28 protein-coding genes and 1 tRNA gene are annotated in these 25994 nt (G+C 70.0%); 6 read left to right on the forward strand and 23 right to left on the reverse strand.

Annotation, left to right across the window (positions count from 1 at the left end):
* On the reverse strand, window positions 1-1524 hold the full coding sequence (locus tag HNQ05_RS03120; RefSeq protein WP_147145564.1) for a tetratricopeptide repeat protein: 1524 nt from the start codon (window positions 1522-1524) through the stop codon (window positions 1-3).
* Between the two features lie 82 nt (window positions 1525-1606).
* On the opposite strand from HNQ05_RS03120, the gene HNQ05_RS03125 reads away from it, so the two are divergent.
* The gene (locus HNQ05_RS03125; RefSeq protein ID WP_147145562.1) at window positions 1607-2287 is read left to right on the forward strand and encodes a hypothetical protein; all 681 of its coding nucleotides are present in this window, start codon (window positions 1607-1609) and stop codon (window positions 2285-2287) included.
* A gap of 615 nt (window positions 2288-2902) precedes the next feature.
* On the opposite strand, the gene HNQ05_RS03130 is transcribed toward HNQ05_RS03125, so the two are convergent.
* The 20 genes from HNQ05_RS03130 to HNQ05_RS03225 form a co-directional block, all read right to left on the reverse strand.
* Complete coding sequence (locus tag HNQ05_RS03130) at window positions 2903-3712, reverse strand: hypothetical protein (protein ID WP_147145560.1); 810 nt, start codon at window positions 3710-3712, stop codon at window positions 2903-2905.
* A 5-nt stretch (window positions 3713-3717) separates the two neighbouring features.
* Window positions 3718-4173 (reverse strand): arsenate reductase ArsC, encoded by a 456-nt coding sequence (locus HNQ05_RS03135; RefSeq protein ID WP_147145558.1) that lies wholly within the window; start codon window positions 4171-4173, stop codon window positions 3718-3720.
* A gap of 29 nt (window positions 4174-4202) precedes the next feature.
* A complete protein-coding gene (locus HNQ05_RS03140) occupies window positions 4203-4445 on the reverse strand; it encodes a thioredoxin family protein (protein WP_147145556.1) in 243 nt (80 codons plus the stop codon).
* Between the two features lie 12 nt (window positions 4446-4457).
* Window positions 4458-5234: a TSUP family transporter gene (locus HNQ05_RS03145; RefSeq protein ID WP_183677579.1), complete on the reverse strand. Its 777-nt coding sequence runs from the start codon at window positions 5232-5234 to the stop codon at window positions 4458-4460.
* Window positions 5228-5497, reverse strand: a complete 270-nt coding sequence (locus HNQ05_RS03150; protein ID WP_147145553.1) for a glutaredoxin family protein — start codon at window positions 5495-5497, stop codon at window positions 5228-5230. Before HNQ05_RS03150 ends, HNQ05_RS03145 begins: the two co-directional genes overlap by 7 nt.
* Window positions 5494-5844: a carboxymuconolactone decarboxylase family protein gene (locus HNQ05_RS03155; protein WP_147145551.1), complete on the reverse strand. Its 351-nt coding sequence runs from the start codon at window positions 5842-5844 to the stop codon at window positions 5494-5496. The genes HNQ05_RS03150 and HNQ05_RS03155 overlap by 4 nt, the downstream gene beginning before the upstream one ends.
* Window positions 5845-5867: 23 nt before the next feature.
* Window positions 5868-6863 (reverse strand): arsenic resistance protein, encoded by a 996-nt coding sequence (locus HNQ05_RS03160; protein ID WP_147145549.1) that lies wholly within the window; start codon window positions 6861-6863, stop codon window positions 5868-5870.
* A 9-nt stretch (window positions 6864-6872) separates the two neighbouring features.
* Window positions 6873-7907 (reverse strand): permease, encoded by a 1035-nt coding sequence (locus tag HNQ05_RS03165; protein ID WP_147145547.1) that lies wholly within the window; start codon window positions 7905-7907, stop codon window positions 6873-6875.
* Window positions 7904-8248: an ArsR/SmtB family transcription factor gene (locus HNQ05_RS03170; protein ID WP_246104077.1), complete on the reverse strand. Its 345-nt coding sequence runs from the start codon at window positions 8246-8248 to the stop codon at window positions 7904-7906. Before HNQ05_RS03170 ends, HNQ05_RS03165 begins: the two co-directional genes overlap by 4 nt.
* A 110-nt stretch (window positions 8249-8358) precedes the next feature.
* Window positions 8359-8433: transfer RNA gene (locus HNQ05_RS03175), tRNA-Thr, on the reverse strand.
* A 90-nt stretch (window positions 8434-8523) separates the two neighbouring features.
* Window positions 8524-9672, reverse strand: a complete 1149-nt coding sequence (locus HNQ05_RS03180) for a BMP family ABC transporter substrate-binding protein (RefSeq protein WP_147145545.1) — start codon at window positions 9670-9672, stop codon at window positions 8524-8526.
* A gap of 15 nt (window positions 9673-9687) precedes the next feature.
* Window positions 9688-10548 (reverse strand): ABC transporter permease, encoded by an 861-nt coding sequence (locus HNQ05_RS03185; protein ID WP_147145543.1) that lies wholly within the window; start codon window positions 10546-10548, stop codon window positions 9688-9690.
* Window positions 10548-11636 carry an ABC transporter permease gene (locus HNQ05_RS03190; RefSeq protein WP_147145540.1) on the reverse strand — a complete coding sequence of 363 codons (1089 nt, stop codon included), beginning with the start codon at window positions 11634-11636 and terminating at the stop codon, window positions 10548-10550. The genes HNQ05_RS03185 and HNQ05_RS03190 overlap by 1 nt, the downstream gene beginning before the upstream one ends.
* Window positions 11633-13129: an ABC transporter ATP-binding protein gene (locus tag HNQ05_RS03195; RefSeq protein WP_183677581.1), complete on the reverse strand. Its 1497-nt coding sequence runs from the start codon at window positions 13127-13129 to the stop codon at window positions 11633-11635. The genes HNQ05_RS03190 and HNQ05_RS03195 overlap by 4 nt, the downstream gene beginning before the upstream one ends.
* Window positions 13130-13222: 93 nt before the next feature.
* The gene (locus HNQ05_RS03200; RefSeq protein ID WP_147145538.1) at window positions 13223-14338 is read right to left on the reverse strand and encodes a type IV pilus twitching motility protein PilT; all 1116 of its coding nucleotides are present in this window, start codon (window positions 14336-14338) and stop codon (window positions 13223-13225) included.
* Between the two features lie 11 nt (window positions 14339-14349).
* A complete protein-coding gene (locus tag HNQ05_RS03205; RefSeq protein WP_147145537.1) occupies window positions 14350-17001 on the reverse strand; it encodes a type II/IV secretion system protein in 2652 nt (883 codons plus the stop codon).
* 80 nt (window positions 17002-17081) lie between these two features.
* The gene (locus tag HNQ05_RS03210) at window positions 17082-17615 is read right to left on the reverse strand and encodes a YqeG family HAD IIIA-type phosphatase (protein ID WP_147145535.1); all 534 of its coding nucleotides are present in this window, start codon (window positions 17613-17615) and stop codon (window positions 17082-17084) included.
* A 10-nt stretch (window positions 17616-17625) separates the two neighbouring features.
* On the reverse strand, window positions 17626-18363 hold the full coding sequence (gene pgeF / locus HNQ05_RS03215; RefSeq protein WP_147145533.1) for a peptidoglycan editing factor PgeF: 738 nt from the start codon (window positions 18361-18363) through the stop codon (window positions 17626-17628).
* Complete coding sequence (locus tag HNQ05_RS03220) at window positions 18360-18683, reverse strand: nucleotide pyrophosphohydrolase (RefSeq protein WP_147145531.1); 324 nt, start codon at window positions 18681-18683, stop codon at window positions 18360-18362. The genes pgeF and HNQ05_RS03220 overlap by 4 nt, the downstream gene beginning before the upstream one ends.
* Complete coding sequence (locus HNQ05_RS03225) at window positions 18680-19738, reverse strand: M42 family metallopeptidase (protein ID WP_147145529.1); 1059 nt, start codon at window positions 19736-19738, stop codon at window positions 18680-18682. The genes HNQ05_RS03220 and HNQ05_RS03225 overlap by 4 nt, the downstream gene beginning before the upstream one ends.
* Window positions 19739-19769: 31 nt before the next feature.
* Between HNQ05_RS03225 and mgsA the strand changes: the two genes are divergently transcribed.
* Window positions 19770-20147: a methylglyoxal synthase gene (gene mgsA, locus HNQ05_RS03230; RefSeq protein ID WP_147145526.1), complete on the forward strand. Its 378-nt coding sequence runs from the start codon at window positions 19770-19772 to the stop codon at window positions 20145-20147.
* Between the two features lie 527 nt (window positions 20148-20674).
* Here mgsA and HNQ05_RS03235 read toward each other — a convergent pair.
* Window positions 20675-21082, reverse strand: a complete 408-nt coding sequence (locus tag HNQ05_RS03235) for a type II toxin-antitoxin system VapC family toxin (protein WP_147145524.1) — start codon at window positions 21080-21082, stop codon at window positions 20675-20677.
* Complete coding sequence (locus HNQ05_RS03240) at window positions 21070-21327, reverse strand: AbrB/MazE/SpoVT family DNA-binding domain-containing protein (RefSeq protein WP_147145521.1); 258 nt, start codon at window positions 21325-21327, stop codon at window positions 21070-21072. The genes HNQ05_RS03235 and HNQ05_RS03240 overlap by 13 nt, the downstream gene beginning before the upstream one ends.
* 126 nt (window positions 21328-21453) lie before the next feature.
* On the opposite strand from HNQ05_RS03240, the gene HNQ05_RS03245 reads away from it, so the two are divergent.
* The 4 genes from HNQ05_RS03245 to rny are packed head-to-tail and all read left to right on the forward strand — an operon-like array spanning window position 21454 to window position 25939.
* Complete coding sequence (locus HNQ05_RS03245; RefSeq protein ID WP_147145519.1) at window positions 21454-22650, forward strand: CinA family nicotinamide mononucleotide deamidase-related protein; 1197 nt, start codon at window positions 21454-21456, stop codon at window positions 22648-22650.
* A complete protein-coding gene (gene thpR, locus HNQ05_RS03250; RefSeq protein WP_147145517.1) occupies window positions 22647-23222 on the forward strand; it encodes an RNA 2',3'-cyclic phosphodiesterase in 576 nt (191 codons plus the stop codon). The genes HNQ05_RS03245 and thpR overlap by 4 nt, the downstream gene beginning before the upstream one ends.
* The gene (gene recA, locus HNQ05_RS03255) at window positions 23170-24177 is read left to right on the forward strand and encodes a recombinase RecA (protein ID WP_147145515.1); all 1008 of its coding nucleotides are present in this window, start codon (window positions 23170-23172) and stop codon (window positions 24175-24177) included. Before thpR ends, recA begins: the two co-directional genes overlap by 53 nt.
* 13 nt (window positions 24178-24190) lie before the next feature.
* Window positions 24191-25939 carry a ribonuclease Y gene (rny, locus tag HNQ05_RS03260; RefSeq protein WP_147145513.1) on the forward strand — a complete coding sequence of 583 codons (1749 nt, stop codon included), beginning with the start codon at window positions 24191-24193 and terminating at the stop codon, window positions 25937-25939.
* Window positions 25940-25994: the final 55 nt, after the last annotated feature.

The raw sequence follows: 25994 nt of genomic DNA on the forward strand, positions 1-25994 counted from the left end.
TCAGAAGAAGGCGCGCGCCCAGGGCAGGTACCCCGCGCCCAGGAGCAGCACCCCCAGGACGAGCCAGCCCACCATCACCGGCAGCAGGCCGCGCATCCGCAGGTAGATCAGCAGCGCGCCCGCGGCCACGACCCACCACAGCAGCACCGGGGCCAGCAGGAAGAGGCCGGCCACCAGCACCGCAAAGACCGGCGCCAGCCCCGCGCCGTAGCGGGCCTGCAGCGCCGCCGGCAGGCGCACCCGCAGCAGCGGCTCGGCCAGCGCCAGCGCGGCCAGCGCCAGCGCCCCCAGGGGCAGCAGCGGGTTGAAGGGCACCGGGCCCAGCCAGGCGGTGCGGCCGCTCAGCCAGGCGTACCCGAGCACCAGCGCCAGCAGCAGCACCCCCACCCAGAGGCCTTCGAGCCAGCTCTCGCGCCGCCCCAGCGGGGAGGCCGCCCCCTCCTCGGCGGGGCGCAGCGCGCCCCAGCCCAGCGCCCCCGCCGCCAGCGCGGCGACGATGTAGAAGACCGGCCGCACCACCTGCGCCTGCACCGGGGTGAAGGCGGCAAGCCAGTTTTGGTACAGGTACCAGCCCAGCCCCACGGCCGCCGCGGCCCCCAGCAGCCAGGCGAGCAGCAGCGCCCCGTAGACGCGACCCACGCCCCAGGCGTGGTCGGTGCGCACCTCCAGGGTGCTGATCGGTTCGATGCGGCTCTCGCCGTAGAGGTGCAGCCCCACGAGCAGCACCAGCCCCAGCAGCCACAGCCAGGCGGCGCGCAGCAGCTCGGCCACCAGGTTGACCCGGCCCGCGAGCTGGTCGAGGGTCAGGCCGCCGCGGCGGGTGTCGCCCATACCGTAGTAGACGCGCGCCAGCGTGGCCAGCGCCTCGGTGTAACGGGGGTCGGCGCTGGAGAGCTCCGCGAGCGCCCGCTCCAGCGTCTGGGCGGCTTCGGGGAGCCGGCCCGCAGTCCAGAGCAGCCGCCCCTTGAGCACGAGCCGGTCGGGGCCCTCCACCTCGCCCAGCTCCTCAAGCGCCGCACGCGGCCGCCCCATCCGCTCGAGCAGCCGCGCCGCGTCGACGCGGGCGCGCTCCTCGCCCAGCACCGCCGCCTCACGGTAGGCCTCGAGCGCCTCCGTGAAGCGCCCCACCGCCTCGTAGGCCCGGCCCTTGACCCAGGCGGCCTCGGGTCCGGGAACGAACTCCACCAGGCCCAGCGCCTCGGCGGGCCGGCCCCGCGCCAGCAGGTAGCGCGCCTCCAGGGTGCGCGTCGCCAGGTCCTCGGGCGCGAGGCGCTTGAGGCGCTCGAGCAGGTCACCGGCGTCCTCGAGGTTGCCCTCGTCCAGGTGCACCCGCACGAGCAGCTTCAGCGCGGGCACGTACTCGGGGTCGGCCACGAGCGCGAGCTCGCAGGCGGCGCGCGCCCCCGCCAGCACCTGTTCGTCGTAGAGGGTGCGGCACTGCGCGTAATACTCCGCCGGACCGGGGTTGAACTGAGCCCAGGCGAGGGTCAGGAACAACCCCGCAATTCCCAATATCCAACGCATACCTAAACTCTAGCACGGGCCTTCTCCGGCTCCGGGTAGCCGTCTTGCTACAATGGGAACCGTTCAAACCCTGGAGGTGTCTATGAAAAAGATTCTGGCCCTAGTTGCGCTCCTCTTCGCCATCGCTTGGGCGAACCCCGCCACCCTCATCGACGAAGGCCGCTTCCAGCAGGCCTACGAGGAGGGCCTGGCCGAGGGCACGGCCACGTCCTACGCCCTCGCCGCCAAGGCCGCCAGCTACTACGCGGGGTACGTGGCCTCCACGGGCAAGGACAAGGAAGCCTGGTTCTCCAAGGCCGAGGCCGCGGCCAAGAAGGCCATCGCCGCTGACCCCGCCTACCCCGAGGGCTACTTCGAGCTGGCGCGCGCCCAGGGCCGCCTCTCGCAGTACCGCGGCATCCTCGCCAGCCTCAACCTGGCCAGCTCGGTGCGCGACAACCTCAAGAAGACGCTCGAGCTCGACCCCAAGCACGACAGCGCGCTGGTGGCGCTGGCGCTTTGGAACCTCGAGCTCGCCCAGAAGGGCGTGGGCTGGATGTACGGCGCCAGCATCAAGCGGGTCGAGCCGCTGTTCCAGGAGGCCATCGCGCTCAACCCCACCGCGATCGCCCACCGCCTCGAGTACGGCGGCGCCCTGATCCGGCTCAAGAAGCCGGAGCGGGCGCGGGAGCAGCTCGAAAAGGCGCTGGAGCTGCCGGCGCGCACCTGGGTGGACCGCGCCGATCAGGAAAAGGCGCGGGCGCTGCTGGAAAGCCTCAAGTAGCGGCCAGCTGAAAAGTCGAACGCGTGGTTCACGCCAACCCGTCGCCACCGGCTTCTCTCACCACTCCAGGGAAAGCCGGGGCCCGGGCCTTGTCCAAAGGCGGGGCCGGGGCGCTGCGCCGGTCGCGGAAAGGCGAAAGCGCCCTCCCCTTTGGGGAGGGCCGGGGTGGGGGTTTTGAAAATGGGCTCGTGGGCTGTGGCCTGTAGCTCGTGGTTGGCCCCGTTGCGGGTAGCCCTGGCGTCGGCGTCGTTTGCGGCGTGGGTCCCGGGTCTCGGCCGGCAGGCCGGCCTCGATGCGGGGAGGCGGGAAAGGCGGTGGGTGGGGGCATGGCTTGTGGCTTGTGGCTTGTGGTCTGTGGTTCGTGGCCGGTACCCGGGGCCTGCAGGAACCCGTCTTGCGCCGTTCCCGCCTCCCACACCCCACAACCCACTACCTATTCGCCACCTACCACGCACTGCGCACCACGCACTAGGTGCCGCTCCCAACCACCCCCCTCCGGCGGCTTCGCCGCCGCCTCTCCCTAGGGGGAGGCCGGGAGGAATCCCTGGCTTCCGGTCTGCGGAACAGGGTCCCCACGGCCGTCGGCTCTGTGAACGACGTCTTGGGAGGTTGCGGCTAGCGGCTAAGGCGCTCGAGCCGGCCGGCGACCCGCAGCACCCGGTCGAGGCTGAGCTCGGGCACCTCGGCGAAGCTTTGCAGGTAACCACGCACGAAGGCCCCCGCCTCGGTGGGCACCCCGGCGCGGCCGCAGACGATCGCCGCCACCGACCCCGCCTCGAAGCGGCCGCTGATCGCGTCGGGCGGGGGGCGGTCCTCCAGGTCACACCCCTCACACCCGCCGAGGTGGCCCAGGAAGAAGCGGGCCAGCTCGTAGACGAGCGTCGCGTAGCGCGCGGCGTCGTCCGCCTCCTCCAGCTGGATGACGAACCGCCCCTCGCCCCGGCGCAGCCGCCCCGGCGGCTCGGGCCCGAAGAGTGGCCCCGTCACCTCCACCCCCCGGCTCCTCACCCGCAGCGCCAGGGCCTCGAGCGCCGCGCGCACGTCCGCCGCCGCGGCGGCGGAGGGCTCCGGCGCCGGCGGTCCCTCGGTCTCGGCCACGTCGAAGACGAAGCGCAGGGGGCCGCCCGGGTGCAAAAGCAGCGCCGGCTGCGCGTCCGGGCGCACCCGACGCCCCAGCTCCCGCCACTCGGCGGCCGTCCGCACCTGGGTGGCCCCGGGTTTTTGCAGGTGCAAAAGAGCGGCGTTGTAGGGGGAAAGGTCCCGCATCCGGATCACGAAGTCGAGCAGCGCGCCGAAGGCCCGGCTCGAGCGGTAGCGCTCGGCCAGCCGGCCCAGCTGGTCGAAGGCGCGCAGCTCGGCCAGGCGCTCGGCCTCGTCCTCGGGCGGCGCCGGGTTCCACTCGGGGAACAGCGGGTCCTGGTGCACCGCCCTTATTCTAGTCCCGCGGCCGCCTTCAGCTCGGCCTCGTCGGGCCAGCGCCCCGCGGCCAGCGCCGCCGCCAGGGCGCGGCTCATGCGCCCCAGCGCGTCGCGCACCCGCCGCCACTCGGCGAGCGGGCGGCCCGAGGGGTCGGGAAAACTGACGTGCAGCCGGCGCGTGCGCGCCGGGTAGGCGGGGCAGGCCTCGGCGGCGGCGTCGCAGACGGTGAGCACCAGGTCGAAGTTCCAGGGGTCGGGCAGCTCGAAGAGCGTCTTGGAGGCGTGGCCCGCCAGGTCCACCCCCGCCTCGGCCATCACCCGCACGGCCTCGGGCTTGACGCGCGTCTTCTCGGTGCCCGCCGACCAGACCTCGGCCGCCACCCCCGCCTCCGCCAGGTGGCGGCGCAACCAGCCCTCCGCCATCTGGCTGCGGGCCGAGTTGTGGGTGCAGAGCACCAGCAGGCGCAACGGGCTCCGGCTCCCGGCTCCCGGCTCGGTCACAGGTACCCCGCGATCAGCTTCGCCAGCTGCTCGGGCCGCGGCACCCGGCCGCTCAGCAGCACCTCACGGCCCACGACCAGTGCCGGGGTGGTCGTCACCCCGTAGCTCAGGATGGAGGGGTAGTCCTCCACCTTTTCCACCTCCGCCTCGGCCGAGAGCAGCTCGAGCGCCTTCCTCAGGTTCGCCTCCAGACTCCGGCAGTTCTTGCACCCCGCACCCAGCACCTTGAACACCGTCATACGCTTCCCTCCTTACGATACCTGCACCAGAAACTTGACGCCGATCGCTATCAACACGACGGCAACCAGCAAGGCGGTCACCTTCATCAACCTGGGGCTCCAGATCCGGTCCGTAAGCCACGCCACCAGCGAAACCCCGAACCAGATCGCCAGCGCCGTCGCCCACGTCGAGCCCGAAAACCCGGGCCCGTAGGCGTACCCGGCCAGCACCGCGCCCACCGCCGCGGCGATCGCCCCAAAGGTACCGATCGCGTAGGCGACGGGCAGCTTGTGCCCCACGGCCCAGTTGTAAAGCGGTACGGCAAAGGGCTTGCCGCCTGCGGAGATGAGGCCGGTGAACAGGCCCGCCCCCAGAGCGATCGGGGCGATCCATCCGGGGTGCTCGGGCGCCGGTTTGCCCTCTCCGGGTTTAACGAGCAGCAGGCGCAGCCCCATGGCGATCGCATAGGCCCCGAGCACGCCAACCAGCACGCCCGCGGTCAGACCCTGGGCCCATACCCGCCCCAAGGCGCCGCCGACGAGCCCACCCAAAACGGCGGCCCAGCCCTCCCACGAAGGGAAGCGGCCGAACGCGCCCCACAACCACCCCTCGCGCCGGATCAGGCCGTGGCTCAGCGCCGCGAGCAGCAGGACCAGCAAGTTCACCCGCACTGCGGCGTCGATGGGCAGATGCCCCATGGTGAGCAGCAGCAGCGTAACGAAGACGCGGTCGATCCAGATGCGCAGCGACGAGGTCACGAAACCGACGATCAAAGCGATCCAAAGCAGCACGCTCCAGGAAATCAACACGGGGCCACCTCCTTCAGGCGGGCGGCCAGGCGGGCGGGGTCGAAACGGCATTCCGGAAACAGCTCGAAGACCCCCACCGGCTGCCCACAGACCAGAATGCCGGGTGAAGCCAGGATGCGGTGCTCCGCCGCGATGCGGGCGCCCTCGGGATCATCGAGCGGTAGCTCGCGAAAGGGCAGGCCCGCGCGCTTGAAGGCGCGGCGCACCCGCTCGCTGCGCCGGCAGCCGGGCGCGGTCAGGAGCACGACTTCGGGCGGGTTCATTCGAGCTCGTCGAAGACGACCTCGGCGTCTTCCAGTACCTTGCTTGCTGCCGCAAAACGTGCGATGTACACGGCCTCCAGCAGCGCTTCCCTGTCCAACCCGATCGCCCGGCCGCGGTGCGCCATGGCACGGGCGCAGCCCTCGGCCCCCAGGGCCACGGCGGCCGCCAGGTGAACGAGCACGCGGGTTCGCTCGTCCAGAGCTCCGCCCTCGGGTTTGGCGAACTGTTTGCCCATCAGGTGACTGGCGAAGAGGCCGGGGTCTTGCCGGTAAATCTTTTCCATCACCGGCGGGAGGGCGGATCCGAGGTTCTGTTGCATCATCGCAAAGGCCTTTTCCAGCTCCATCGTCAACTCCTTTTCACAAGCGGTTAGGCGACCGCCTGCTCACCAAAGAAACGCAAAACGGCGCCGGCCAGGTGAACGTAGCCAACGAGGGCCACGATCTGCACGAGCGGCAGGATGGCCGCGGGCAGCGCCACGAGCGGGCTCATCGCGGTCACCGCGATCGCGATCGCGGTGCCGTTGTTCTTGCCGCTGGAAACGAAGGCCACCCCCATGTGTTCGCGGTAGCCCAACCCGAGCGCGCGATCGAGCCAGGTCGCCAGGCCCAGAATCAGTACCAGGTAGACGATGGAAGCGAGCACCAGGGGCAGGAGTAGCGGCCATTTCAGCGTTAGCATCGCGCCTTTCAGCATGAAGATGAGCGCCACCAAGACCAGCATGGTGACCATGGTCACGACCCCGAGCCAGGGCTTCAAGCGGGCCAAGCCCGGAGTGCCGAAGCGGCCGAGCACTGCACGGCGGGTGAGGTCGCCCAGGAACATCGGCAGGATCAACACCCAGAACACCGTCGCGAGCAGGCCGGCCACCGGAACGGCGAGCCGGAAGCTGTGCGCCAGCGCGGTCAGGTAGAGCGGCAGGGCGAGCGGCAACACCAGGAAGTTGACGGCCTGGGTGACCGTGGCCACCTCGAGACTCCCTCCCACTAACCCGGTGTAGCCCACGGCCATCGAGGAGCCGGGGATGAGCATAACCAGGAAAAAGCCAAGGGCCAGCTCCGGGTTGGGAATGAAGATCCGCGCCAACAGGTAGGCCAGCAGCGGAGTGAGCAGGTAGTTGTAGGCCAGGCTGAGCCCCACCGGCTTCGGCTCCCGCGCCTCCTTGGGCAGCAATTCCAGGTTGAGGTTGATCATCATCGGGTAGATCATCAGGAAGACGAGCAACTGCGCCAGAACGCGCAGCGCGCCCTTCTGGGCCGTCACCCACCCCGCCCCGTTCGCGCCGGCCCACCAGCCCAGGGCGATGGCGAGCAGCGCGTAGAAGAGCAGCCGGCGCTTCAGGTGTTCAGCGACCTTCTGGCCCATCGCGCCTCCTTACCCCAGCACCGCATTGAACAGGTAGCCCATGCCGATGATGCCCGCGGCAACGACGGCGACGTAGACGGCGATCAGCTGCGGCTTGAGTACCCGGCGCAGGATGAGCATCTCCGGCAGCGAGAGGGCCACGACAGCCATCATGAAAGCGAGCAGCGTCCCCATGGCCAGCCCCTTGGCGTGCAGCGCTTCCACCAGCGGCAGCACCCCGGCCGCGCTCGAGTAGAGGGGGACGCCCAACAGCACCGCACCGAAGACCGCAAAGGGGTTGTCGGGTCCCGCCAAGCGAAGGAAGAAGCCCTCGGGCACCCAACCGTGAATCGCCGCGCCCAGCGCGATGCCCGCGACCAGGTAGGGCCAGACCTTGCCCACGATGGTGCGCACCTCTTCGGCGGCAAAGGCCATGCGCTCGTCGAAGCTGGGGGCGCCGGCGCCCTCGCTGCGCTCGCCCAGCGGGATGGCGTAGACGAAGGGCTCCACCCAGCGCTCGAGCCCCATCCGCCCCAGGGCCCAGCCGGCCGCCACCGCGACGAGCAGACCCGCGGTCAGGTAGAGCGCCGCCACCTTCCACCCGAAAAGCCCGACGAGCAGCACCAACGCTACCTCGTTCACCATCGGGCTGGCGATCAAAAAGGAGAGCGTCACCCCCAGCGGTACCCCCGCGGCCACGAAACCAATGAACGCCGGCACCGCGCTGCACGAGCAGAACGGCGTCACCACCCCCAGCGCCGCGGCCAAGGCGTTTCCCACGCCCTCGCGACGGACGCCCAAGAGCGCCTGGGTGCGCTCGACGCTGAAGTAGCTGCGCACCAGCGCCACCGCGTAGACGATGCCCACGAGCAGCAGCAGGATCTTGGTGGTGTCGTAGAGAAAGAAGTGAAGCGCCTCGGCCCAGCGGACCCCGGGGTCGAGGCGCAGCCCCCGCCACAGCAGCGCGTCCCAGAAAGGACGGTCGGCCCAGAGCGCCAGCCCCCACAGGAGCGCCGCGGGCAGCAGCTTCCACGACGCGTTCAGCCTGAAAGCCCGTAAGCTCATTTCGTCTCCACCGCCCCTCGGCAGGCGCACTCGACCTGCTTGTTTGGGTCCAGCCTCGGAACGCTCTGGCGCAGCGCCTCCAGCCGGGGCTCGTTCAGGCGGTAGTGCACCCAGCGCCCCCGCTTCTCCGCGAGCACCAGCCCCGCCTCCTTGAGCACCCGCAGGTGGTGCGAGAGCAGGTTCTGGGGCAGGGGGTCTAGGTGCGCCTGGATCTCGCAGACGCAGTGCTCGCCGCGGCTCAGGACCTCGAGCACGCGCAGCCGCGTAGGGTCGGCCAGCGCCTTGAACGCCCGCGCCATTGTATCGATGTTTGTTGTATCAACATTTATCGATATGTCCACGTCCCCAGCTTACCCCGACGCCGCCGCGCGCCGCAAGGGCGGCCGTGGAAGGCGCGCTCCAAAAAGCTTCCGCCCCCTGACGCAGGGGGCGGCCTGTCCGTGTTCGGCTCTGGAGCCAGCGGCCGGATTTGAACCGGCGACCTACCGCTTACGAGGCGGTTGCTCTACCGCTGAGCTACGCTGGCGCGCAGCAAGCCTAAGTATAGGCAATCCCGCCGGGGGCTGTCCACAGAAGGGGCCGGGCGTCGCCCGGCCCCGTGCGCACCGCGCAGACGCTACTTGGGCTCGTTGGGCCAGGGACCCTTGATCCCCGGCGCCGCCCACTCCATGGTCTCGAGCTCGTGCTTGGTGAGCCGCAGCCCCGCGGGCACGCGCAGCCTGCCCTGGCGGTCCTTGATCGGCCCCTGGAAGGGGTCGGCGGCCAGCTCCACGTCGCTCATCAGCGCCAGCTCCTTCATGACCAGGTCGTAGACGCTGATCTCGCCGAAGACCGGATGGTTGACCTTCTTCGCCTTGAGCGCAGGGACGAACTTGGGGTTCACCGGCTCGCCGAACTCGCCCCCCAGCTCCACCGCGCCCTGGGGCAGCAGCCACCAGTAGTCCACGTCCTGCAGGTTCTTGTTGGTGTAGACGCCGGCGTAGACCTTGGCCAGGAAGTCGATGTAGATCTTCTCCCAGTGCACCAGCTGCCCGCTCACCACCTGGTCCGGCGCAAAGCGCTTCATCGGCGAGTAGTGGCTGAAGCTGGGCAGGCCCTTCTTGGCCGCCACCTGGATCACCGTTGGGGTGTCCTCGGTGAAGGCGAAGACGTCGGCCCCCTCGGCGATCAGCGCCTCGGTGGCCTCCTTGGCGGCGGCGGGGTTGTACCACTCGTAGATCCAGCGCACCAGCACCTCGGCGTCGGGGTTGACGGCGCGCACCCCCAGCGCGAAGGCGCTGATGTGGCGCTTCAGCTCTGGGATGGGGAAGGCGCCCACGTAGCCGACCTTGCCCGTCTTGGTCAGCGCCCCGGCCATCAGGCCGTTGAGGTAGTAGAGCTGGTAGAAGTCGGCCATGTAGGTGGCCACGTTGGGGGCGCGCTTGAAGCCGGTGGCGTGCGCGAAGATCACGTCCGGGTGCTTGCGCGCGGCCGCCAGCACGCTGTCCATGTAGCCGAAGCTGGTGGCGAAGATGACCTCGCACCCCTGCTTCACCAGCCGGTCGATGTAGGCCTCCGCCTGGGCCTCAGGCACGCTTTCCACGTACTGCGTCTCCAGCCAGGGCAGCGCCTTCTCCGCCGCGATGCGGCCCTGGTCGTGGGCGTGGCTCCAACCGTAGTCGCCCACCGGCCCCACGTAGATCCAGCACGCCTTGAGCTTGTCCCCCTGCGCGAAACCGAGCGCGCCCAGGAGCACCACCAACAACGCCAAGAACCCTTTCCGCATACCCTTCCTCCTCGACTACCTGCGTTCCCCCCGTACGTAGGGGATTCCCAGCGCCTCGGGGGCCCCCGACGGACCCCGCCTGAGGGCGCTCAGGGACAGAACCACCACCACGAACAGGTAGGGCATCGCCTTGAGGAATTCGGGCGACACCGCCGCCTGCAAGCGGTAGGAGAGGTGGTAGAGCGCGCCGAACAGGAGCGCCGCGCCCACCGCCTTGAGCGGGTGCCAGGCCGCGAAGATGGCGAGCGCCACCGCGATCCAGCCCAGCCCCGAGGTGATGCCGTCGGCCCAGCTGGGCCGGTAGGCCAGCGAGAGGAAGGCCCCGGCCAGCCCGGCCATCGCCCCACCGAAGACGACCGCGCCGTAACGCACCGCGTAGACGTTGATCCCCATGGCGTCCACGGTCTCGGGGTTCTCGCCGGCGCTGCGGAGGACCAGGCCGGCGAAGGTGTGGCGCAGGAAGAACCACAGCACCGCGGCCAGCACCAGCGCGGCCACGACGAAGCCGGTCTCGGGAAGCGGGTGCGCCAGCGGCGCGCCCTCGTAGGGCTTGCCCAAGAGGCCCGACAGGCCGAGGCCCAGCATGGTGAGCGCCAGGCCCGCCACGTACTGGTTGGCGCGCAGCGTGATCGAGGCGACCGCGAAGGGCAGCGCGATCAACGCCCCCACCAGCACCGCCGCGGCCAGCCCCAGGTAGGGGTTGCCGCTCGACTGCGCGACCGCGAAGGCGGCTAGCGCCCCCACGGCCATCATCCCCTCGACCCCCAGGTTGACGACCCCGCTGCGCTCGGCGTAGATCTCGCCCAGCCCCGCGAGCAAGATCGGGGTCCCGAAGGCGAGCGCCCGCACCAGCGTGGTCCAGATCCAGTCCTCCATCAACGCTCCTTCCGCGCCGGGGCCCAGCGCACCCGGTAGTAGAGCAGGCGTTCGGTCGAGATCAGGAAGAAGAGGATCAGCCCGTTGAAGACGTCGGTGACCCGGAAGGGCATCTGCAGCGCGATCTTCATCACGTCACCGCTGGCGAAGACGAGGCCCATGAAGAGCGCGGTGAGCACCGCGCCCAGCGGGTTGCCGCGCGCCAGCCAGGCGACGATGATCGCGGTGTAGCCGTAGCCCAGTGAGATCTGGTAGGCCCCCAGCAGGCGGCCGTGCACCCCGGCCACCTCGCCCACCCCGGCCAGCCCGGCCAGCCCGCCCGAGGCGAGCGCCACCCCGAAGACGACCCAGAAGACGGGCATGCGGGCGTAGCGGGCCGCCTCGGGGTTGTCACCGGTGACCCGCACCGGGTAGCCCCAGGTGGTGCGCGCGAGCACGAACCAGGCCGCCCCCGCGAGCAGCAGCGCCAGCAGCAGCGTCGGCCAGTGCACGTAGGTACCGGGGATGAGCGGCAGCATCGCCGCGTCCGGAAAGCGGTCGCTGTAGGCGAAGCCGAAGGCGGTGCGGCCGCGCCAGGGCCCGTGGATCAACCACTCCACCAGGTAGACGGCCACGTAGTTGAGCATCAGGGTGGTGAGCACGTCGTTCACGCCCAGGCGCAGCTTGAGCAGCGCCGGCGCCGCCGCCCAGAGCCCGCCCGCGGCGAAGCCCGCCAGGAACATCGCCGGCAGCTTGAGCGGATCGGGCAGGGGCACGAAGAGGGCCACCCCGGCGGCGGCCACCGCGCCAAGCAGCAGCTGACCCTCGGCGCCGATGTTCCAGAACTGACCGCGGAAGGCGAGGACCAGCCCCACGCCCGCGAGCAGCAGCGGGATCGCCCGGCGCACCCCCTCGGCGAAGCCGCTGGGGCTGAGCAGGGTTTCCACGAAGATCGTGCGGTAGGCCACCCAGGGGCTGACCCCGTAGGCCCAGAAGACCAGCCCCGCGACCAGAAAGGCCAGCACCAACGCCGCTGTAGAAACGGCCAGCACCCGCCCCGGCGGGGCGACGAGGTCCTTCTCGACGAGGAAGGGGCCGATCCGCCTCACGCCTCCACCCCCGCCATCCACAATCCGATGCGCTCGCGGTCGGCCGCCTCCGCGTCCACCTCGCCGACGATGCGGCCGCCCTGAATCACGGCCACCCGGTCCGCGAGGGCGAGGACCTCGTCGAGGTCCTCGGAGACGAGCAGCACCGCCGCACCGCTGCGGCTCTGCTCGATGAGCAGCTCGTGCACGAGCTCGGTCGCCCCCACGTCGAGACCGTAGGTGGGGTGGACCGCGACGATCAGGGGCGGCTCCCCGTGGAGCTCGCGTGCCAGGATCAGCTTCTGCAGGTTGCCCCCGGAGAGCAGGCGCGCCGGCGTGCGGGGGTCGGGCGGGTCGATGCGGTAGCGCGCGACTTGCTCGCGGGCGAAGGCGTAGACGGCGCGGCGGTCGAGCAGCGGCCCGCGTGCGAAGGGGGGACGGCCGTAGTCGTGCAGGATCAGGTTCTCGGCCAGGTCGAGGCCGCCGGCCACGCCCTGGCGGCGGCGGTCTTCGGGGATGTGGGCGATGCGCGCGCGGTGACGGCTCCAGGGCGCCCGCCCGAGGACCCGTACCTCACCGCGCTGGGGCCGGCGCAGCCCCGTGACCACCTCGACGAGTTCGCGCTGGCCGCTGCCGGCCACGCCCGCCAGACCCAGGATCTCGCCGGCACGCACCCGCAGGCCCACGCCGCGCAGCGCCGGCAGGCCACGGTCGCTCAGGGCGTGCACCTCCGCGAGCTCGAGCACCACCTCCCCGGGCCGCGCCGGCGGCTTGCGGCGTTCGAAGCTGACCTGCCGCCCCACCATCATCCGCGCCAGCTCGGCCTTGTCGGCCTCGGCGCGCGTCATCTGCCCCACCAGCCGCCCCTTGCGCAGCACGCTGATGCGGTCGGCCACCTCGAGCACCTCGTCGAGCTTGTGGCTGATGAAGATGACGGCCTCGCCCTCGCTGCGCATGCGGCGGATCACCTTGAAGAGTTCGCGCGCCTCCTGGGGCGTGAGCACCGAGGTGGGCTCGTCGAGTACGAGCAGCCTGGCGCCTTGCAGCAGGGCGCGCACGATCTCCACCCGCTGCTTCTCCCCCTCGGAGAGCTGCCAGACGGGGGCGTGGGGGTCGAAGCGGAAGCCGTAGTGGCGCGTCAGCTCGGCGATGCGGGCCTCCAGCCCCCGGGTGGGAAAGAGGAAGCCCCGGGGCATCCCCAGGGCCAGGTTCTCGAGCACCGTGTGCGCCCGCACCAGCAGCGGGTGCTGCGGCACCAGCCCGATCCCCAACCGGATGGCCTCCTGCGGCGAGCGGATCCGCACCGGCCGCCCATGCCAAAAAATCTCCCCCTCGTCGGGGGGGTAGAGGCCGTAGAGGAGGCTGACCAGGGTCGTCTTCCCGGCCCCGTTCTCGCCGAGCAGGGCGTGCACCTCCCCCGGGCGCACCTCCAGGCTGACGCCGTCCACGGCTACCACGCCCGGAAAGCGCTTGGTAACGTGTTTTAGCGTGAGCAACGCGTTCGGCTCCGTCATAGGGGGCCACCGGCAGCGCCGGATGGCTTAATTATTCCCGCGGCCCCGGAACGCGTCAACCCGTCGCGGTACCTTGCACCCGCTCCCGATACGCTAGCGACGCCGGGGGGTCGGGGTTCCGCCGGGCACGCTGCCGCCGGTGCCCACGCCGGCCAGCCGGGTGAACTCCTTGGGATCGACGGCGCGCGAGAGCGCGGTCTCGTAGGAGAGCACCTTGCGCCGGTAGAGGTCGGCCAGGTGGGCGTCCATGGTGATCATGCCGAACTGCCCGCCGGTCTGGATCACGCTGGTGAGCTGGTGGCTCTTGCCCTCGCGGATCAGCGCCCGCACCGCCGGGGTGGCCACCATCAGCTCGTAGGCGAGCACGCGGCCGTCGCCGAAGGCCTTGGGCAGGAGCTGCTGGGTAAGGACGGCCACGAGGTTGTTGGAAAGCTGCACCCGCACCTGCTCCTGCTGGTTCTGGGGGAAGACGTCGATGATGCGGTCGATCGTCTCGGGCGCCGAGTTGGTGTGCAGGGTGCCCATGACCAGGTGGCCGGTCTCGGCGGCGGTGATCGCGGCCGAGATCGTGTCGTAGTCGCGCATCTCGCCGACCAGGATCACGTCGGGGGCCTGGCGCAGCACGCTGCGCAGGGCCTCGTGGAAGCCCTGGGTGTCCGTGCCCACCTCGCGCTGGTTGATGATCGACATCTTGTGCTTGTGGAAGAACTCGATCGGGTCCTCGATGGTGACGATGTGGGCCCGGCGGTTCTCGTTGATGTAGTCGAGCATCGCCGCGAGGGTGGTCGACTTTCCCGACCCCGTGGGCCCGGTCACCAGCAGCAGCCCGCGGGGACTGAGCGCCAGCTCGCCGATGTTCTTGGGCAGGCCCAGCTCATCGAAGGACTTGATGACGGTGGGCACCACGCGCAGCACGCCGCCCACGGAGCCACGCTGGAAGAAGACGTTGACGCGGAAGCGGCCGCTGCCCGGAAGGCTGAAGGAGAAGTCCAGCTCCTTCGACTCCTCGAACTGCCGCTGCTGCTTCTCGTCCATCAGCGCATACATCAGCTTGCGGGTGTCCTGGGGGGTGAGCGGCTCGTATTCGGTGGGGTGGAACTCGCCGTCGATCTTGACCATCGGCGGCAGCGCCACCGTGATGACCAGGTCGGAGGCCTCCCGCTCCACCGACAGCTTGAGAAGATCGACGATGTCCGGAACCTTCTGCATCCTTGCCTCCCTTACTCGATCGTGCGGGCCATGACCTCTTCCAGGGTGGTGATCCCCTGCATGGCCTTGTAGATGCCGTCCTCGCGCAGCGTTTTCATGCCCTTCTGGCGCGCGAGCTCCTTGATCTCGGTGGCCGACTTGCCCTCGACGATGGCGCGGCGGATCTCATCGTCGATGACCATCAGCTCGTGGATGGCGTAGCGGCCCTTGTAGCCGGTGCCGTTGCAACGCTCGCAGCCGACGCCGCGGTAGAGGGTGACGTCCTTGAACTCCTTCTCGTCGAGGTTGAGGCGCCGCAGCACCGAGGGGTCGGGTTCGACCTCGACCTTGCAGTGGTCGCAGACCTTGCGCACCAGGCGCTGGGCCAGCACGCCGATCAGCGAAGCCGAGATGTTGAAGAGCTCGACGCCCATCTCGTCCAGGCGGGTCACCGCGCCGGCGGCGTCGTTGGTGTGCAGGGTGGCGATCACCAGGTGACCGGTGAGCGCCGCCTCGGTGGCGATCTGCGCGGTTTCCGAGTCGCGGATCTCGCCGACCATGATGATGTCCGGGTCCTGGCGCAGGAAGGCGCGCAGGGCGCGGGCGAAGTCGAGGCCCGCGGCCATGTTCACCTGGGTCTGGTTGATGCCGGGGATCTCGTACTCGACCGGGTCCTCGATCGTGGTGGTGTTCTTGTCGGGAGTGGCCACGCGCTTGAGGATCGAGAAGGTGGTGAACGATTTACCCGAACCGGTGGGGCCGGTGATCAGGAAGATGCCGTAGGGTTTGCTGATCACCTCCTGGAAGCGCTCGAAGACGTCGGGGGCGAAGCCGAGCCCTTCGATCTCGGGGATCTCGGTGGCCTTGCGCAACAGGCGCATCACCGACTTCTCGCCGTAGACCGTGGGCAGGGTGGAAAGGCGCAGGTCCAGGTCGATGCTGCGGTCTTTGAAGCGCACGCGTCCGTCCTGGGGCAGGCGGCGCTCGGCGATGTCGAGGTTGCCCATGATCTTGATGCGGCTGGCGATGGCCGGGGCCGCGCCCTTGGGCAGCCGCATGTATTCGCGCAGTGCGCCGTCGATGCGGATGCGCACGATCACGTCGGTCTCGCGCGGCTCGATATGGATGTCCGAGGCGTCCTGCAGGTAGGCCTCGCGGATGATGGTGTTGACCAGCCGCACCACCGCGTTGTCGTCGAGGTCGGTGGCGACCTCTTCCTCCTCGCGGTGCTTGTGGGCGAACTCCTTGGTGAGCTCGTCGAGGTCGCCGCTCGAGCCGTAGAAGCGCTCGATCAGCTTGACGATCTGCTCCTCGGCGGCCACCGCGGGGATGATCTCGCGCTTGGTGAAGACGCGCAGGTCGTCGATCGCCCAGATGTTGCGCGGGTCCTTCATCAGCACCACCAGGGCGTCGCCCTCGAGGTGGTGCGGGAAGACGGTGTAGCGGCGCACCGTGTTCTCGCCCACCAGGTGCAGCACGCTGGGATCGGGCGGGTTCTCGTCAGGGTCGATGTAGTCGTAGCCCAGCTGGATGGCCAGGCTCTGAGCCAGCATCTCGGGGTTGATCTTGCCCGACTGGACCAGGGTGTCCTCGAGGCGGCCGCCGCCGGCGCGCTGCTTCTTGAGGGCCTCTTCGACGTCGTCGGCGGAGACGTAGCCGAGCTCGACCAGCACCTCGCCCAGCGGCCGCGCCTTGCCCAGCCGCTCCTGCACCTTCAGCGCCTGCCGCAGGCTGTCGCGGTCGAGCTTGCCGTCCTGGACGAGCGACTCGCCGAGGCGGCCCGAACCCGGGTAGGCGCGGCTGAAGAGCTTTTCCCACTCCTCGGGGAGGGTGAGGACGAACTTCACCCGCTTGCCCAGCAGGCCCTCGATGGCCTGCTTGTGGCGCAGATCGGAAACGACGACGCGCACGCTCTTGCGCTCCTGCTGGACGGGAATCGCGTGGTAGCGCAGCGCGTCGGTGCGCAGGAAGAGGTTGGCGGTGTCGCGGTCGACCTCGACCTTGTCGGTGCTGGGGAGGAACTCGGCCCCTTCCTGTTCGGCCAGGGCCCGGTAGAGGTCGACCTCCTGGATCAGCCCCTTGCCGACGAGGATGCGGCCCAGCAGCTCGCCGGTCTGCTCCTGCTCGACCAGGGCCTGCTCGAGCGCCTCCCGCTGGATCAGCCCCTTCTGCAGCAGCAGCTCGCCCAGGCGCATCTCGTGGTCCTGGATCGGTGAGGGGGGCGGCGGGGTCTCGAGGCCCAGCTCGGGGTAGTTGACCGCCAGGGCGTACTCGAACGAGGGCCGGAGCACCTGGTAGGGCTCAACGAGCATCTCGGTGAGGTCCTCCACCTCGTCCACGCGCAGGGTGTCCAGGGGGTTGGTGAAGGCGACGCGCAGGGTGTCGCCCTCGAGGGCGAAGGGGATGGCCTCGAGCTCACGCGCCTTCTCCGCGGGCAGCTTGGCCCGCACCTCGGGCGGGATCTCGACCTCGTGCAGGTTGACCAGAGGAATCCCGAAGGCCTCTTCGATCACCTGGGCCATGCGCTGCTCCGAGAGCAGCCCCATGTCCACGATCACCTCGGCGAGCGAACCGCCGATCTCGCGGTGCCGTTCCAGGGCGCGCTGCAAATCCTCGTCCTTCAAGTGGCCGAGTTCAATAAGTGCGGCCCCGAGCCGCTTATCGCCAATCGTCAATACGCTCATCGGTTTCCTCCAGCCGAATCCGGGCTACAGGCCTTTGCCTTGGCTCAAGTATAGTCGCCCGCTCCTGCTGCGTTCGTTTATTATTCACCGGATTCCGAGCGCTGTGCACCCCCGTTTTGGGGGCCTGGAATTCGCTCCAGGATGCGGCGTTCGAGCGCCCGCACCCAGCGGGTGTGCACAAGCCCCTTCTTCGGCTCGATCGGCTCGACGAGCACCGAGTAGGCCCCGATCAGGTTGGCCCCCAGCACGTCGGTGAAGATCTGGTCGCCCGCCACGGCCACCTCGCGCGGCGCAAGGCCCATTCGCCGCACCGCGCGGCGCAGGCTCCAGGGAAAGGGCTTGCCCGCGAGGCCCCAGCCCTCGAGGCCCAGCGACCGCGCCCAGGCGCGGGTGCGCCCGGGCTTGGCGTTGGAGACGATGAAGACAGGGATCCCCGCCTCCGCCAGCGACCGGTTCCACTCGGCCAGCTCGCCCTTCGCCGGCGGGGCGACGCCGTAGGGCACCAGGGTGTTGTCCAGGTCCACCACCAAACCGGAGAGCCCCCGTGCCGCCAGCCACTCGGGGGTCAGCTCGGTCACGCGCCGCACCCGCGCCTTGGGCCACAAAAGCCGCATCGGCTCCAGCCTACCCCGCGCGCGGGGGGACCTGGATGAGGCCCCACATGCGCCCGCTCTTCGCCCCGTCGCGACGGTAGGAAAAGAGCGCGGGATCGCGGAAGGTGTCCCGGCCCGCGAATTCGATGCGCTCGAGCCCGATCCCCAGCTCCAGCGCCTGCTGGCGGATCACGGTGGGCAGGTCGAGCCGCGCCCGCCCCGGCTCGGGGTCGGGGAGGACGGCGTCCGCGTAGCCCGCCGCCGCGAACCGCTCGGCCAGCTCCGCGCTCACCTGGTAGCTGACCCCGGCGATGCCCGGCCCCACGGCCAGGCGCAGCCGCGCCGGCTCGGCCCCCAGGCCGGCGAGCCGCCCCATCCCCGCGGCGAGGATGTTGCCCAGCACCCCGCGCCAGCCCGCGTGCAACGCCGCCACCGCGCCGACGGCGGGGTCTTCCAGCAGAAGCGGGTAGCAGTCGGCCACGCTGACGGCGAGGAGGAGGCCGGGTTCGGCGCTTACGAGCCCGTCGCCCTCCCAGACCCCGGGCCCGCGCACGGCGTGCACGGTGGTGCCGTGCACCTGGCTGAGCCGCGCCAGCGGCGCGCCGCCGAAGGCGGCCCGCACCCGGCGGCGGTTCTCGGCCACGGCCGCGGGGTCGTCGCCGGTGGCCGCAGAGAGATTGAGCGCGGTGTAGGGCCCGGTGCTCACGCCCCCGGCGCGGGTGGTGAAGCCGTGGGGCGCGGCGAGGAGCCGCGAGCGCAGCAAGTTCACGGCCGTTTGGGCGTCCAGCGCTCCGAGTCGCGGGCTTCGTACTTGGCCATCGCCGCCAGGAAGGCTTCCTCCAGGTCGATGCCGTGGCTGTTGGCCATGCTGATGAGCACGAAGAGGAGGTCGGCCAGCTCCTCGGCCAGCTCGCCCGTGGCCTCGCCCGGCTTGGGCTTCTTGCCGTGGGCGTGGGCCAGCACCCGCGCCACCTCGCCGGTCTCCTCGGCGAGGCGCGCGAGCATGAGGAGCGGCGGGAAGTAGCCTTCCTCGAAGCGGCCGATCCAGGCGTCCACCCGCTTTTGGGCTTCCTTCAGGGTCAGGCTCACTTCCGCACCAGCTCCGTAAGCGGCGCCGCGGCGTAGCGGGCCATCAGATCCACGGTGTGCTCCACGTCGCCCAGGTCGATCATCTCGGAGGGCGAGTGCATGTAGCGGTTGGGCACGCTCACCACCGCGGCGGGCACGCCCTCGCGGGTGACGGCGATCTCGTCGGCGTCGGTGCCCGACCAGCGGCCGTGGGCCTCGAGCACGTAGGGGATTTGGTGCTCCGCGGCCAGCGCCCGCAACCGCGCCAGCACCCCGGGGTGGGCGTAGGGGCCCACGGCCAGGCTGGGCCCCTTGCCCAGGGCCACCTCGCCGTGCTGCTTGGGGTCCACCCCCGGCTGCCGGCTGCAGTGGGTCACGTCCACGACCAGCGCGGTGTCGGGCTCGAGCCGGAAGGCGGCGGTCCGCGCACCCCAGGCCCCGATCTCCTCCTGCACCGTGGCCACGGCCACCACCTCGGCCTCACCGCCCAGCTCCTGGGCCCGCCGGAGCGCCTCGAGCGCCACGAAGGCGCCGATGCGGTTGTCGATGGCGCGGCTCACCACCCGCCGCCCCATCAGGTAGCGCAGCGGCTGGTCGATCACGCCCACGCTGCCCACCTCGAGCACCTCCAGGGCCTCCTCCTTGTCCGCCGCCCCGACGTCGATCCAGATGTCCTTCAGCTTCACCGCCTTGCCGCGCTCGTCGGGCTCGAGCGCGTGGATGGGCTTGCGCCCCACCACGCCCAGCACGTGCCCCTTCCTGCCCAGAAAGCGCACCCGCTGACCCACCAGCACCTGCGGGTCCCAGCCCCCCAGGGGCTCGACGTAGACGAAGCCCTCGTCGCTGACGTGGGTGACGATCAGGCCGATCTCGTCGATGTGCCCCGCCAGCATGATGCGCGGACTTCCGCCGGGGCGGATGCGGGCGTAGCTGTTGCCGTGGGCGTCGCGCCAGACCTCGTCGGCGAAGGCCTCGGCCTCGCGCACCCAGACGCGCGCGGCCTCGTCCTCGAAGCCGCTCGGGCCCACCGCGCCCAGGAGTTCCTCGAAGAAGTTGAGGTTCAGTTCCGGTTTCATCGCCCCCAGTATAGGCAGGTAAGCTGAGCGTATGAAAAAGGCGCTGGCGCTGATCGCCCACGACAAGAAGAAGGCCGACCTGATCGCCTTCGCCAAGGACCACCGGGAGCTCTTGGCGCGCTTCCCGCTCGTCGCCACCGGCACCACCGGGAAGATGCTCGCGCAGAAGGCGGGGCTCGAGGTGGAACGGGTGCAGTCGGGGCCGCTTGGCGGCGACCTGCAGATCGGCGCGGCCATCGCCGAGGACCGCATCCTCGCGGTCATCTTCTTCCGCGACCCCCTCACCGCCCAGCCCCACGAGCCCGACGTGAGCGCGCTGATGCGCATCTGCGACGTGCACGACGTGCCCCTGGCCACCAACCTGGCCGCCGCTGAGGCCGTGGTGGCGTGGCTGGAGGAGATGAGCTGACGGGAGGTAGGAAATGAACGCCCGCAGCTGGTTCAGAAGGTATGTAGACCACTCCCCCCTGCGCCAACGTGCGGCTCGTACTTGAATTCTTTGTTGTCTTTGCGCGCTTCGAATACGCCTTAAAGGCAAACGGATATTTCAGTAAAAGTCGCACTCCCGATTGGTGTGCATACGCCAATAAACAAGAGAACGTCACAGAATTCAAACAACATGTAGCCGAGAACCGCAGGCTGGCCTCTGCACTGAATCGCGTGCTAGATAACCCTCCACGCATCCAGCGTGTCGTAGATGGAAATTTGACGTGGGAAAGGCGACCCAATGTACCCTGCGGCGACCACGACCTCGGAAGGGCGGTGGCCGCACTACGCACTAAAAGACATGCGAAACAACCTGTTCCATGGTTCTAAAGAGGTGCTTTTTCCCGGCCACCAAGGTCAACGCGATATACGCCTGCTCAGGTATGGCCTTATCGTTCTTTACATACTTGTGGATCTCGATCCGAAGGTAAAAAGTGCCTTTCTCAATGGTTAACCCGGAACGATAACGTCCTTGCCCGCCCGGGCCAGCTTGCGGTCGAAGCTCAGCGCCTGCAGGCCGTGCTCGCGGGCCCAGGCGAGCAAGAAGACGTCGGGAAAGTCCAGCCCCGAATCAGGGTACTCGGTGAGGGCCCGCAAGAGCACCGGCTCGTCGATGGGTGCAAAGACGCGCGCATCCAGGAGCGTCAGCAGCTCCCCGGCCGCCGTTTCGGGCGTTAGCCCGTAGAGGTCGCTCTCGAGCACGTAAACGACTTCGGCCGCGTGAACCGGGTGAACCTCAACCCGCGTCCCGTCCTCTTCGGCCTTCTCAAGAAAACGTCGCGCCGCTTCGTACATGGGCGGGGGCGTGCGGGTAATCAGCCTGAGGAGTACGTTGGCGTCGGCGATCAGCGTGTCCACCGCTTACGCGCCTCCTCGCGTTCCGCATCAAGCAGCTCTTCAGCTTTATCAAAATGTTTGCGTGGCGGATGTCCGGGGAGCCGCCCCAGTACCTCCTCAAGGCGGTGCTTCTTACGCGGAATGATGCGAATCGTCCCATCCTCGATCTCCACCCAGAGTTCGTCCCCGGGTTCAAGCGCCAAGGCCTCACGTACGGCCTTGGGAAGCACGACCTGCCCCTTGCTGGATAGGCGGGTGATGGGCATAAGGATATCTTACCATACGTAAGATAGCTTCGTATCCGACCATGTGCTCTCCTTCCCGAGCCTTTCGCACCTTTGAAACCCTAACCGGGCGGTAGACTGAAAAGGGGCGACGCCCCCTGAACGACGATGGAAACCGCCGAGATCGTCGGCGTCGGCAGCGAACTGATTTGCGGCGAGACGCTCGACACCAACACCGCCGAAGTGGCCCAAAGCCTGCGCCCCTACGCGCTGGAAGTCTGGCGCACCCTGCGCGTGGCCGATGACGTGGACCGGCTGGCGCAGACGGCGCGCGAGCTCTGGCCGGGCGCGCGGCTGCTCGTCTTTTTGGGCGGCCTCGGGCCCACCCCGGACGACGTGACCACCGAGGCGGTGGCCCGGGGGCTGGGGCTCGAGCTCGCGGAAGACCCGGCCATGGTGCGCACGATCGAGGAGCGGTTTGACCGCCTGGGCCGCACGATGACGCGGATCAACCTCAAGCAGGCCGTCAAGCCGCGGGCCGCCGCTTGGCTGCCTAACCCGCGCGGCACCGCCCCGGGCTGGTGGCTGCGCTCCGGCGGCCGCGACCTGGTGGTCCTGCCGGGTCCGCCGGCCGAGTGGCGGCCGATGTGGACCGGGCTGCTGCCGCGGCTGGGGCTGCCCGAGAGCGGCACCGTGCGCCGCGAACTCAAGACCTTCGGCCTCGGCGAGTCGCAGATCATGGAGCGCCTCGCGGACCTCTGGGACGCCGGGGTGACCAGCGGCATCTACGCCCACGCCGACGGCGTGCACCTGAGCGCCGAGGGCGCGGCGGAGGCGGTGGAGCGCTGGCTCGGCCAGGCGGCCGCGCGCCTCGAGGGCTACGTATGGGGCCGTGAGGGCGACACCCTGCCGGGGCAGGTGCTAAAGCGCCTGCGTGCCGAGGAGGCCCACCTCGCCACCATGGAATCCCTTACCGGCGGGCTGCTGGCCGCGCTGCTGACCGAGGTTCCCGGCGCGAGCCGGAACTATTTGGGCGGCGTGGTATCCTATTCTATGGGCGCTAAGGCCCGTTTTGGCGTGCCTACCGACACCCTCACGGCCCACGGGGCCGTTTCCGCCGAGACCGCTTCGGCCATGGCCGAAGCCGCGCGGCGCGAACTGAACGCGACCTACGGCCTGGCCACCACCGGGGTGGCCGGCCCCGACGAGTTGGAAGGGCACCCGGTCGGCACCGTCTACGTGGGGCTGGCCGGACCGGACGGCACCCAAACGAAGCGTTACCGCTTTCCTCCGCTGGGACGCGAGGCCGTGCGCCTGCGCGCCGCCTACGCGGCCCTGGCGCTGTTTTGGAGCCACCGCCGATGAGACTCTTCTACGCGATCTTCCCTCCCCGCACCGTTCAGCGCACGCTGGCCGAGGCGCAGCGGTCGCTGCGCGGCAACTGGAAACCGGTGCGGGAGGACCAGATCCACCTCACCCTGGGTTTTCTGGGCGACGTGCCCGAGGCCGAACTGGCGCGGGTGCGCCGCGCCGGGCGCGAGGCCGCTCGCGCGAGCGGCCCCTTCGTCGCGCGGGTGCGGGGCACCGGCTTCTTCCCGGGCGAGGGGCGGCCGCGCGTCTGGTTCGCCCGCGCCGAAGGCGACGGCTTCGAACCCCTCGCCCTGGCGCTGCGCGAGGCGCTGCCCGAGTTTCTCGCCGATGAACGGGCCTTCAAGGCCCACCTGACCCTGGCCCGCCGCAAGGGGCCCGCCCCGCGGGTAGCGCCGGTGGTCTTCGACCTCGAGTTCCCCGTGGAGGCCTTCGCGCTGGTCGAGAGCCGGCTTACGCCGAGGGGCCCCCAGTACACGGTTTTGGACACCTTTGCCCTAAAGGAGCGTGACGAACGTGGAAAACAACGAACGGCAAAAGGCCTTGCAAAGCACCCTCAAGCAGATTGAAAAGCGCTTCGGCACCGGGGCGATCATGCGCCTGGGCGAGCGCCCGCGCCAGGAGGTGGAGGTCATCCCCACCGGCAGCCTGGCTCTGGACCTGGCCCTGGGCGTCGGCGGCATCCCCCGCGGCCGCATCATCGAGATCTACGGCCCCGAGTCGGGCGGCAAGACCACGCTGGCGCTGCACATCGTAGCCCAGGCGCAAAAGCTGGGCGGCGTGGCCGCCTTCGTGGACGCCGAACACGCCCTCGACCCCGTCTACGCGCGCCAGCTGGGCGTGGACGTGGACAACCTGCTGCTCAGCCAGCCCGACACCGGCGAGCAGGCGCTCGAGATCGTGGAGCTGCTGGTGCGCTCGGGGGCGGTGGACGTGATCGTGGTCGACTCGGTGGCCGCGCTCGTGCCCCGCGCCGAGATCGAGGGCGAGATGGGCGACGCTCACGTGGGGCTGCAGGCGCGGCTGATGAGCCAGGCGCTGCGCAAGCTGACCGGCGTGCTCTCGAAGAGCAACACCTCGGCCATCTTCATCAACCAGATCCGCGAGAAGGTGGGGGTGATGTACGGCAACCCCGAGGTGACCACCGGCGGGCGGGCGCTCAAGTTCTACAGCTCGATCCGCCTCGACGTGCGCCGCAAGGGCCAGCCCATCAAGAAGGGCGACCAGCCCATCGCCAACGTGGTGCGCGTCAAAGTGACCAAGAACAAGCTCGCCCCGCCCTTCCGCGAGGCCGAGCTGGAGCTCTACTTCGGCCGCGGCATCGACCCGGTGGCCGACCTGGTCACCGTCGCCGTGGACCAGGGGGTGATCGAGAAGTCGGGGTCCTGGTTCTCCTACGGCGAGATCCGGCTGGGTCAGGGCAAGGAAAAGGCCGCCGACTACCTGCGCGCCAACCCCGAGATGATCGACGAGATCCGCGCCAAGGTGCTGGGTCTGGAAACCGCCGAAGAAGCCGAAGCCTAGGAGGAGGGCCGCCATGGAAACCATCGTCATCGTTGTCCTCACCGCCCTCCTCGCCGGCGGCGCCGCTTTGCTGGCCGGCCGCCGCAGCGGCGGCGCCGGGGGCGCGCCGCTGATCGAAGAGATCGAGAAGCTGCGCCAGACCGCCGAGGAGGAGCGCAGCCGGCTCGAGGCCGAGCGCCGCCGCCTCATCGAGGAAACCCAGCGCGAGGTCGAGCAGCTGCGCCAAAGCGCCCGCGAAGAGGCGGCCCGCATCGGCGAACAGGCCCGCCGCGAGCTGGAGGAGGCCCGCGCCGAGGCGCGGCAGCTGCGCGAACGCGCCGAGGCCGAGGCCGACCGCCTGCGCGCCAAGCTCGAGGCCGAGATGAAGGAGCGCCTGGCCGAGGAACGCCAGCGCCTGGAGGCCGACCTGGCCCGCGACCGCGAGCGCATCGAGCGCGACCTCGAGGCCATCCGCCGCGAGCGCGAAGAGCTGAAGCGCCAGGACGAGCGGCTGGCCCGCCGCGGCGAGCAGCTGGACGCCCGTGCGGCGCGGCTGGACGAGCTGGAAGAGAAGCTGAACGCCGAAGAACGCCAGCTGGTGCAGCGCGCCGAGGCGCTGGACCGGCGCGAGCGCGAGATCGAGCTCAAGCTCGAGGAGATCGCCGGCCTGACCCGCGAGGAGGCGCGACGGCAGCTGCTGGCCCGCCTCGACGAGGAGCTGGAGGAAGAGAAGGCCATCCACGTCAAGGCGGCCATGGAACGGGCCCGCATGGAGGCCAAGAAGCAGGCCGCCCACCTGATCGCCCAGGCGGTGCAGCGCCAGGCCTCGGAGACGGCCGCCCAGCTGGCGGTGAGCGTGGTGCCCATCCCCTCCGACGCCATGAAGGGGCGCATCATCGGCCGCGAGGGGCGCAACATCCGCACCTTCGAGTCGCTGACGGGCGTGGACCTGATCATCGACGACACCCCCGAGGCGGTCATCCTTAGCTCTTTCAACCCGGTGCGCCGCGAGATCGCCAAGATGGCGCTCGAGCAGCTCGTCACCGACGGCCGCATCCACCCCAGCCGCATCGAGGAGGTGGTGGAGAAGGCCAAGGAGGAGATGAAGCACTACCTCTACGAACGCGGCGAAGAGGCAGCGCTCGAGGCCGGCGTGGTGGGGCTCAAGCCCGGCCTGGTGCAGCTTTTGGGCCGCCTGCACTTCCGCAGCAGCTACGGCCAGAACGTCCTCAAGCACTCCATCCAGGTGGCCCACCTCGCGGGCATCCTCGCCGCCGAATTGGGGCTCGACGTGGGCCTGGCGCGCCGCGCCGGGCTGATGCACGACATCGGCAAGAGCGTCGACCGTGAGATCGAGGGCACCCACGTGGACATCGGCATCGCCCTGGCCAAGCGCTTCGGCGAGCCGCCCGAGGTGCTCGACGCCATCGCCCACCACCACGACCCCGAGAACGCCGAGACCACCTACGCCGTACTGGTGGCCGCCGCCGACGCCATCAGCGCCGCCCGCCCGGGCGCCCGTCGCGAGAGCATGGAGGACTACATCAAGCGGCTGGAGCAGCTGGAGCAGATCGCCACCAGCTTCCCCGGCGTGGAGCAGGCCTTCGCCGTCCAGGCCGGGCGCGAGGTGCGGGTGCTGGTCAAGCCCGGCAAGGTCAACGACGCCAAGGCCACCCTGCTGGCGCGCGAGATCGCCCAGCGCATCGAGCGCGACATGGACTACCCGGGCCAGGTGCAGGTGACCGTGGTGCGGGAGACGCGCGCGGTGGACTACGCGAAGTAGGCCCGCGCGCACCCCTCGCCGGCCCCCGCGGGGGCCGGTTCTCTGTGGCTGCGGC

Source organism: Oceanithermus desulfurans, assembly GCF_014201675.1.
In the GTDB taxonomy this organism is placed as follows: domain Bacteria; phylum Deinococcota; class Deinococci; order Deinococcales; family Marinithermaceae; genus Oceanithermus; species Oceanithermus desulfurans.

Bases quoted from the DNA above. Each gene is read 5' to 3' on its own strand.
- HNQ05_RS03120 (WP_147145564.1), bottom strand. From the start codon at position 1,524: ATGCGTTGGATATTGGGAATTGCGGGGTTGTTCCTGACCCTCGCCTGG.
- thpR (WP_147145517.1), top strand. From the start codon at position 22,647: ATGAGACTCTTCTACGCGATCTTCCCTCCCCGCACCGTTCAGCGCACG.
- HNQ05_RS03245 (WP_147145519.1), top strand. From the start codon at position 21,454: ATGGAAACCGCCGAGATCGTCGGCGTCGGCAGCGAACTGATTTGCGGC.
- HNQ05_RS03180 (WP_147145545.1), bottom strand. From the start codon at position 9,672: ATGCGGAAAGGGTTCTTGGCGTTGTTGGTGGTGCTCCTGGGCGCGCTC.
- HNQ05_RS03205 (WP_147145537.1), bottom strand. From the start codon at position 17,001: ATGAGCGTATTGACGATTGGCGATAAGCGGCTCGGGGCCGCACTTATT.
- HNQ05_RS03200 (WP_147145538.1), bottom strand. From the start codon at position 14,338: ATGCAGAAGGTTCCGGACATCGTCGATCTTCTCAAGCTGTCGGTGGAG.
- rny (WP_147145513.1), top strand. From the start codon at position 24,191: ATGGAAACCATCGTCATCGTTGTCCTCACCGCCCTCCTCGCCGGCGGC.
- HNQ05_RS03210 (WP_147145535.1), bottom strand. From the start codon at position 17,615: ATGCGGCTTTTGTGGCCCAAGGCGCGGGTGCGGCGCGTGACCGAGCTG.
- HNQ05_RS03240 (WP_147145521.1), bottom strand. From the start codon at position 21,327: ATGCCCATCACCCGCCTATCCAGCAAGGGGCAGGTCGTGCTTCCCAAG.
- HNQ05_RS03165 (WP_147145547.1), bottom strand. From the start codon at position 7,907: ATGAGCTTACGGGCTTTCAGGCTGAACGCGTCGTGGAAGCTGCTGCCC.
- mgsA (WP_147145526.1), top strand. From the start codon at position 19,770: ATGAAAAAGGCGCTGGCGCTGATCGCCCACGACAAGAAGAAGGCCGAC.
- HNQ05_RS03185 (WP_147145543.1), bottom strand. From the start codon at position 10,548: ATGGAGGACTGGATCTGGACCACGCTGGTGCGGGCGCTCGCCTTCGGG.
- HNQ05_RS03150 (WP_147145553.1), bottom strand. From the start codon at position 5,497: ATGAACCCGCCCGAAGTCGTGCTCCTGACCGCGCCCGGCTGCCGGCGC.
- HNQ05_RS03140 (WP_147145556.1), bottom strand. From the start codon at position 4,445: ATGACGGTGTTCAAGGTGCTGGGTGCGGGGTGCAAGAACTGCCGGAGT.
- HNQ05_RS03160 (WP_147145549.1), bottom strand. From the start codon at position 6,863: ATGGGCCAGAAGGTCGCTGAACACCTGAAGCGCCGGCTGCTCTTCTAC.
- HNQ05_RS03155 (WP_147145551.1), bottom strand. From the start codon at position 5,844: ATGGAGCTGGAAAAGGCCTTTGCGATGATGCAACAGAACCTCGGATCC.
- HNQ05_RS03225 (WP_147145529.1), bottom strand. From the start codon at position 19,738: ATGAAACCGGAACTGAACCTCAACTTCTTCGAGGAACTCCTGGGCGCG.
- HNQ05_RS03195 (WP_183677581.1), bottom strand. From the start codon at position 13,129: ATGACGGAGCCGAACGCGTTGCTCACGCTAAAACACGTTACCAAGCGC.
- HNQ05_RS03125 (WP_147145562.1), top strand. From the start codon at position 1,607: ATGAAAAAGATTCTGGCCCTAGTTGCGCTCCTCTTCGCCATCGCTTGG.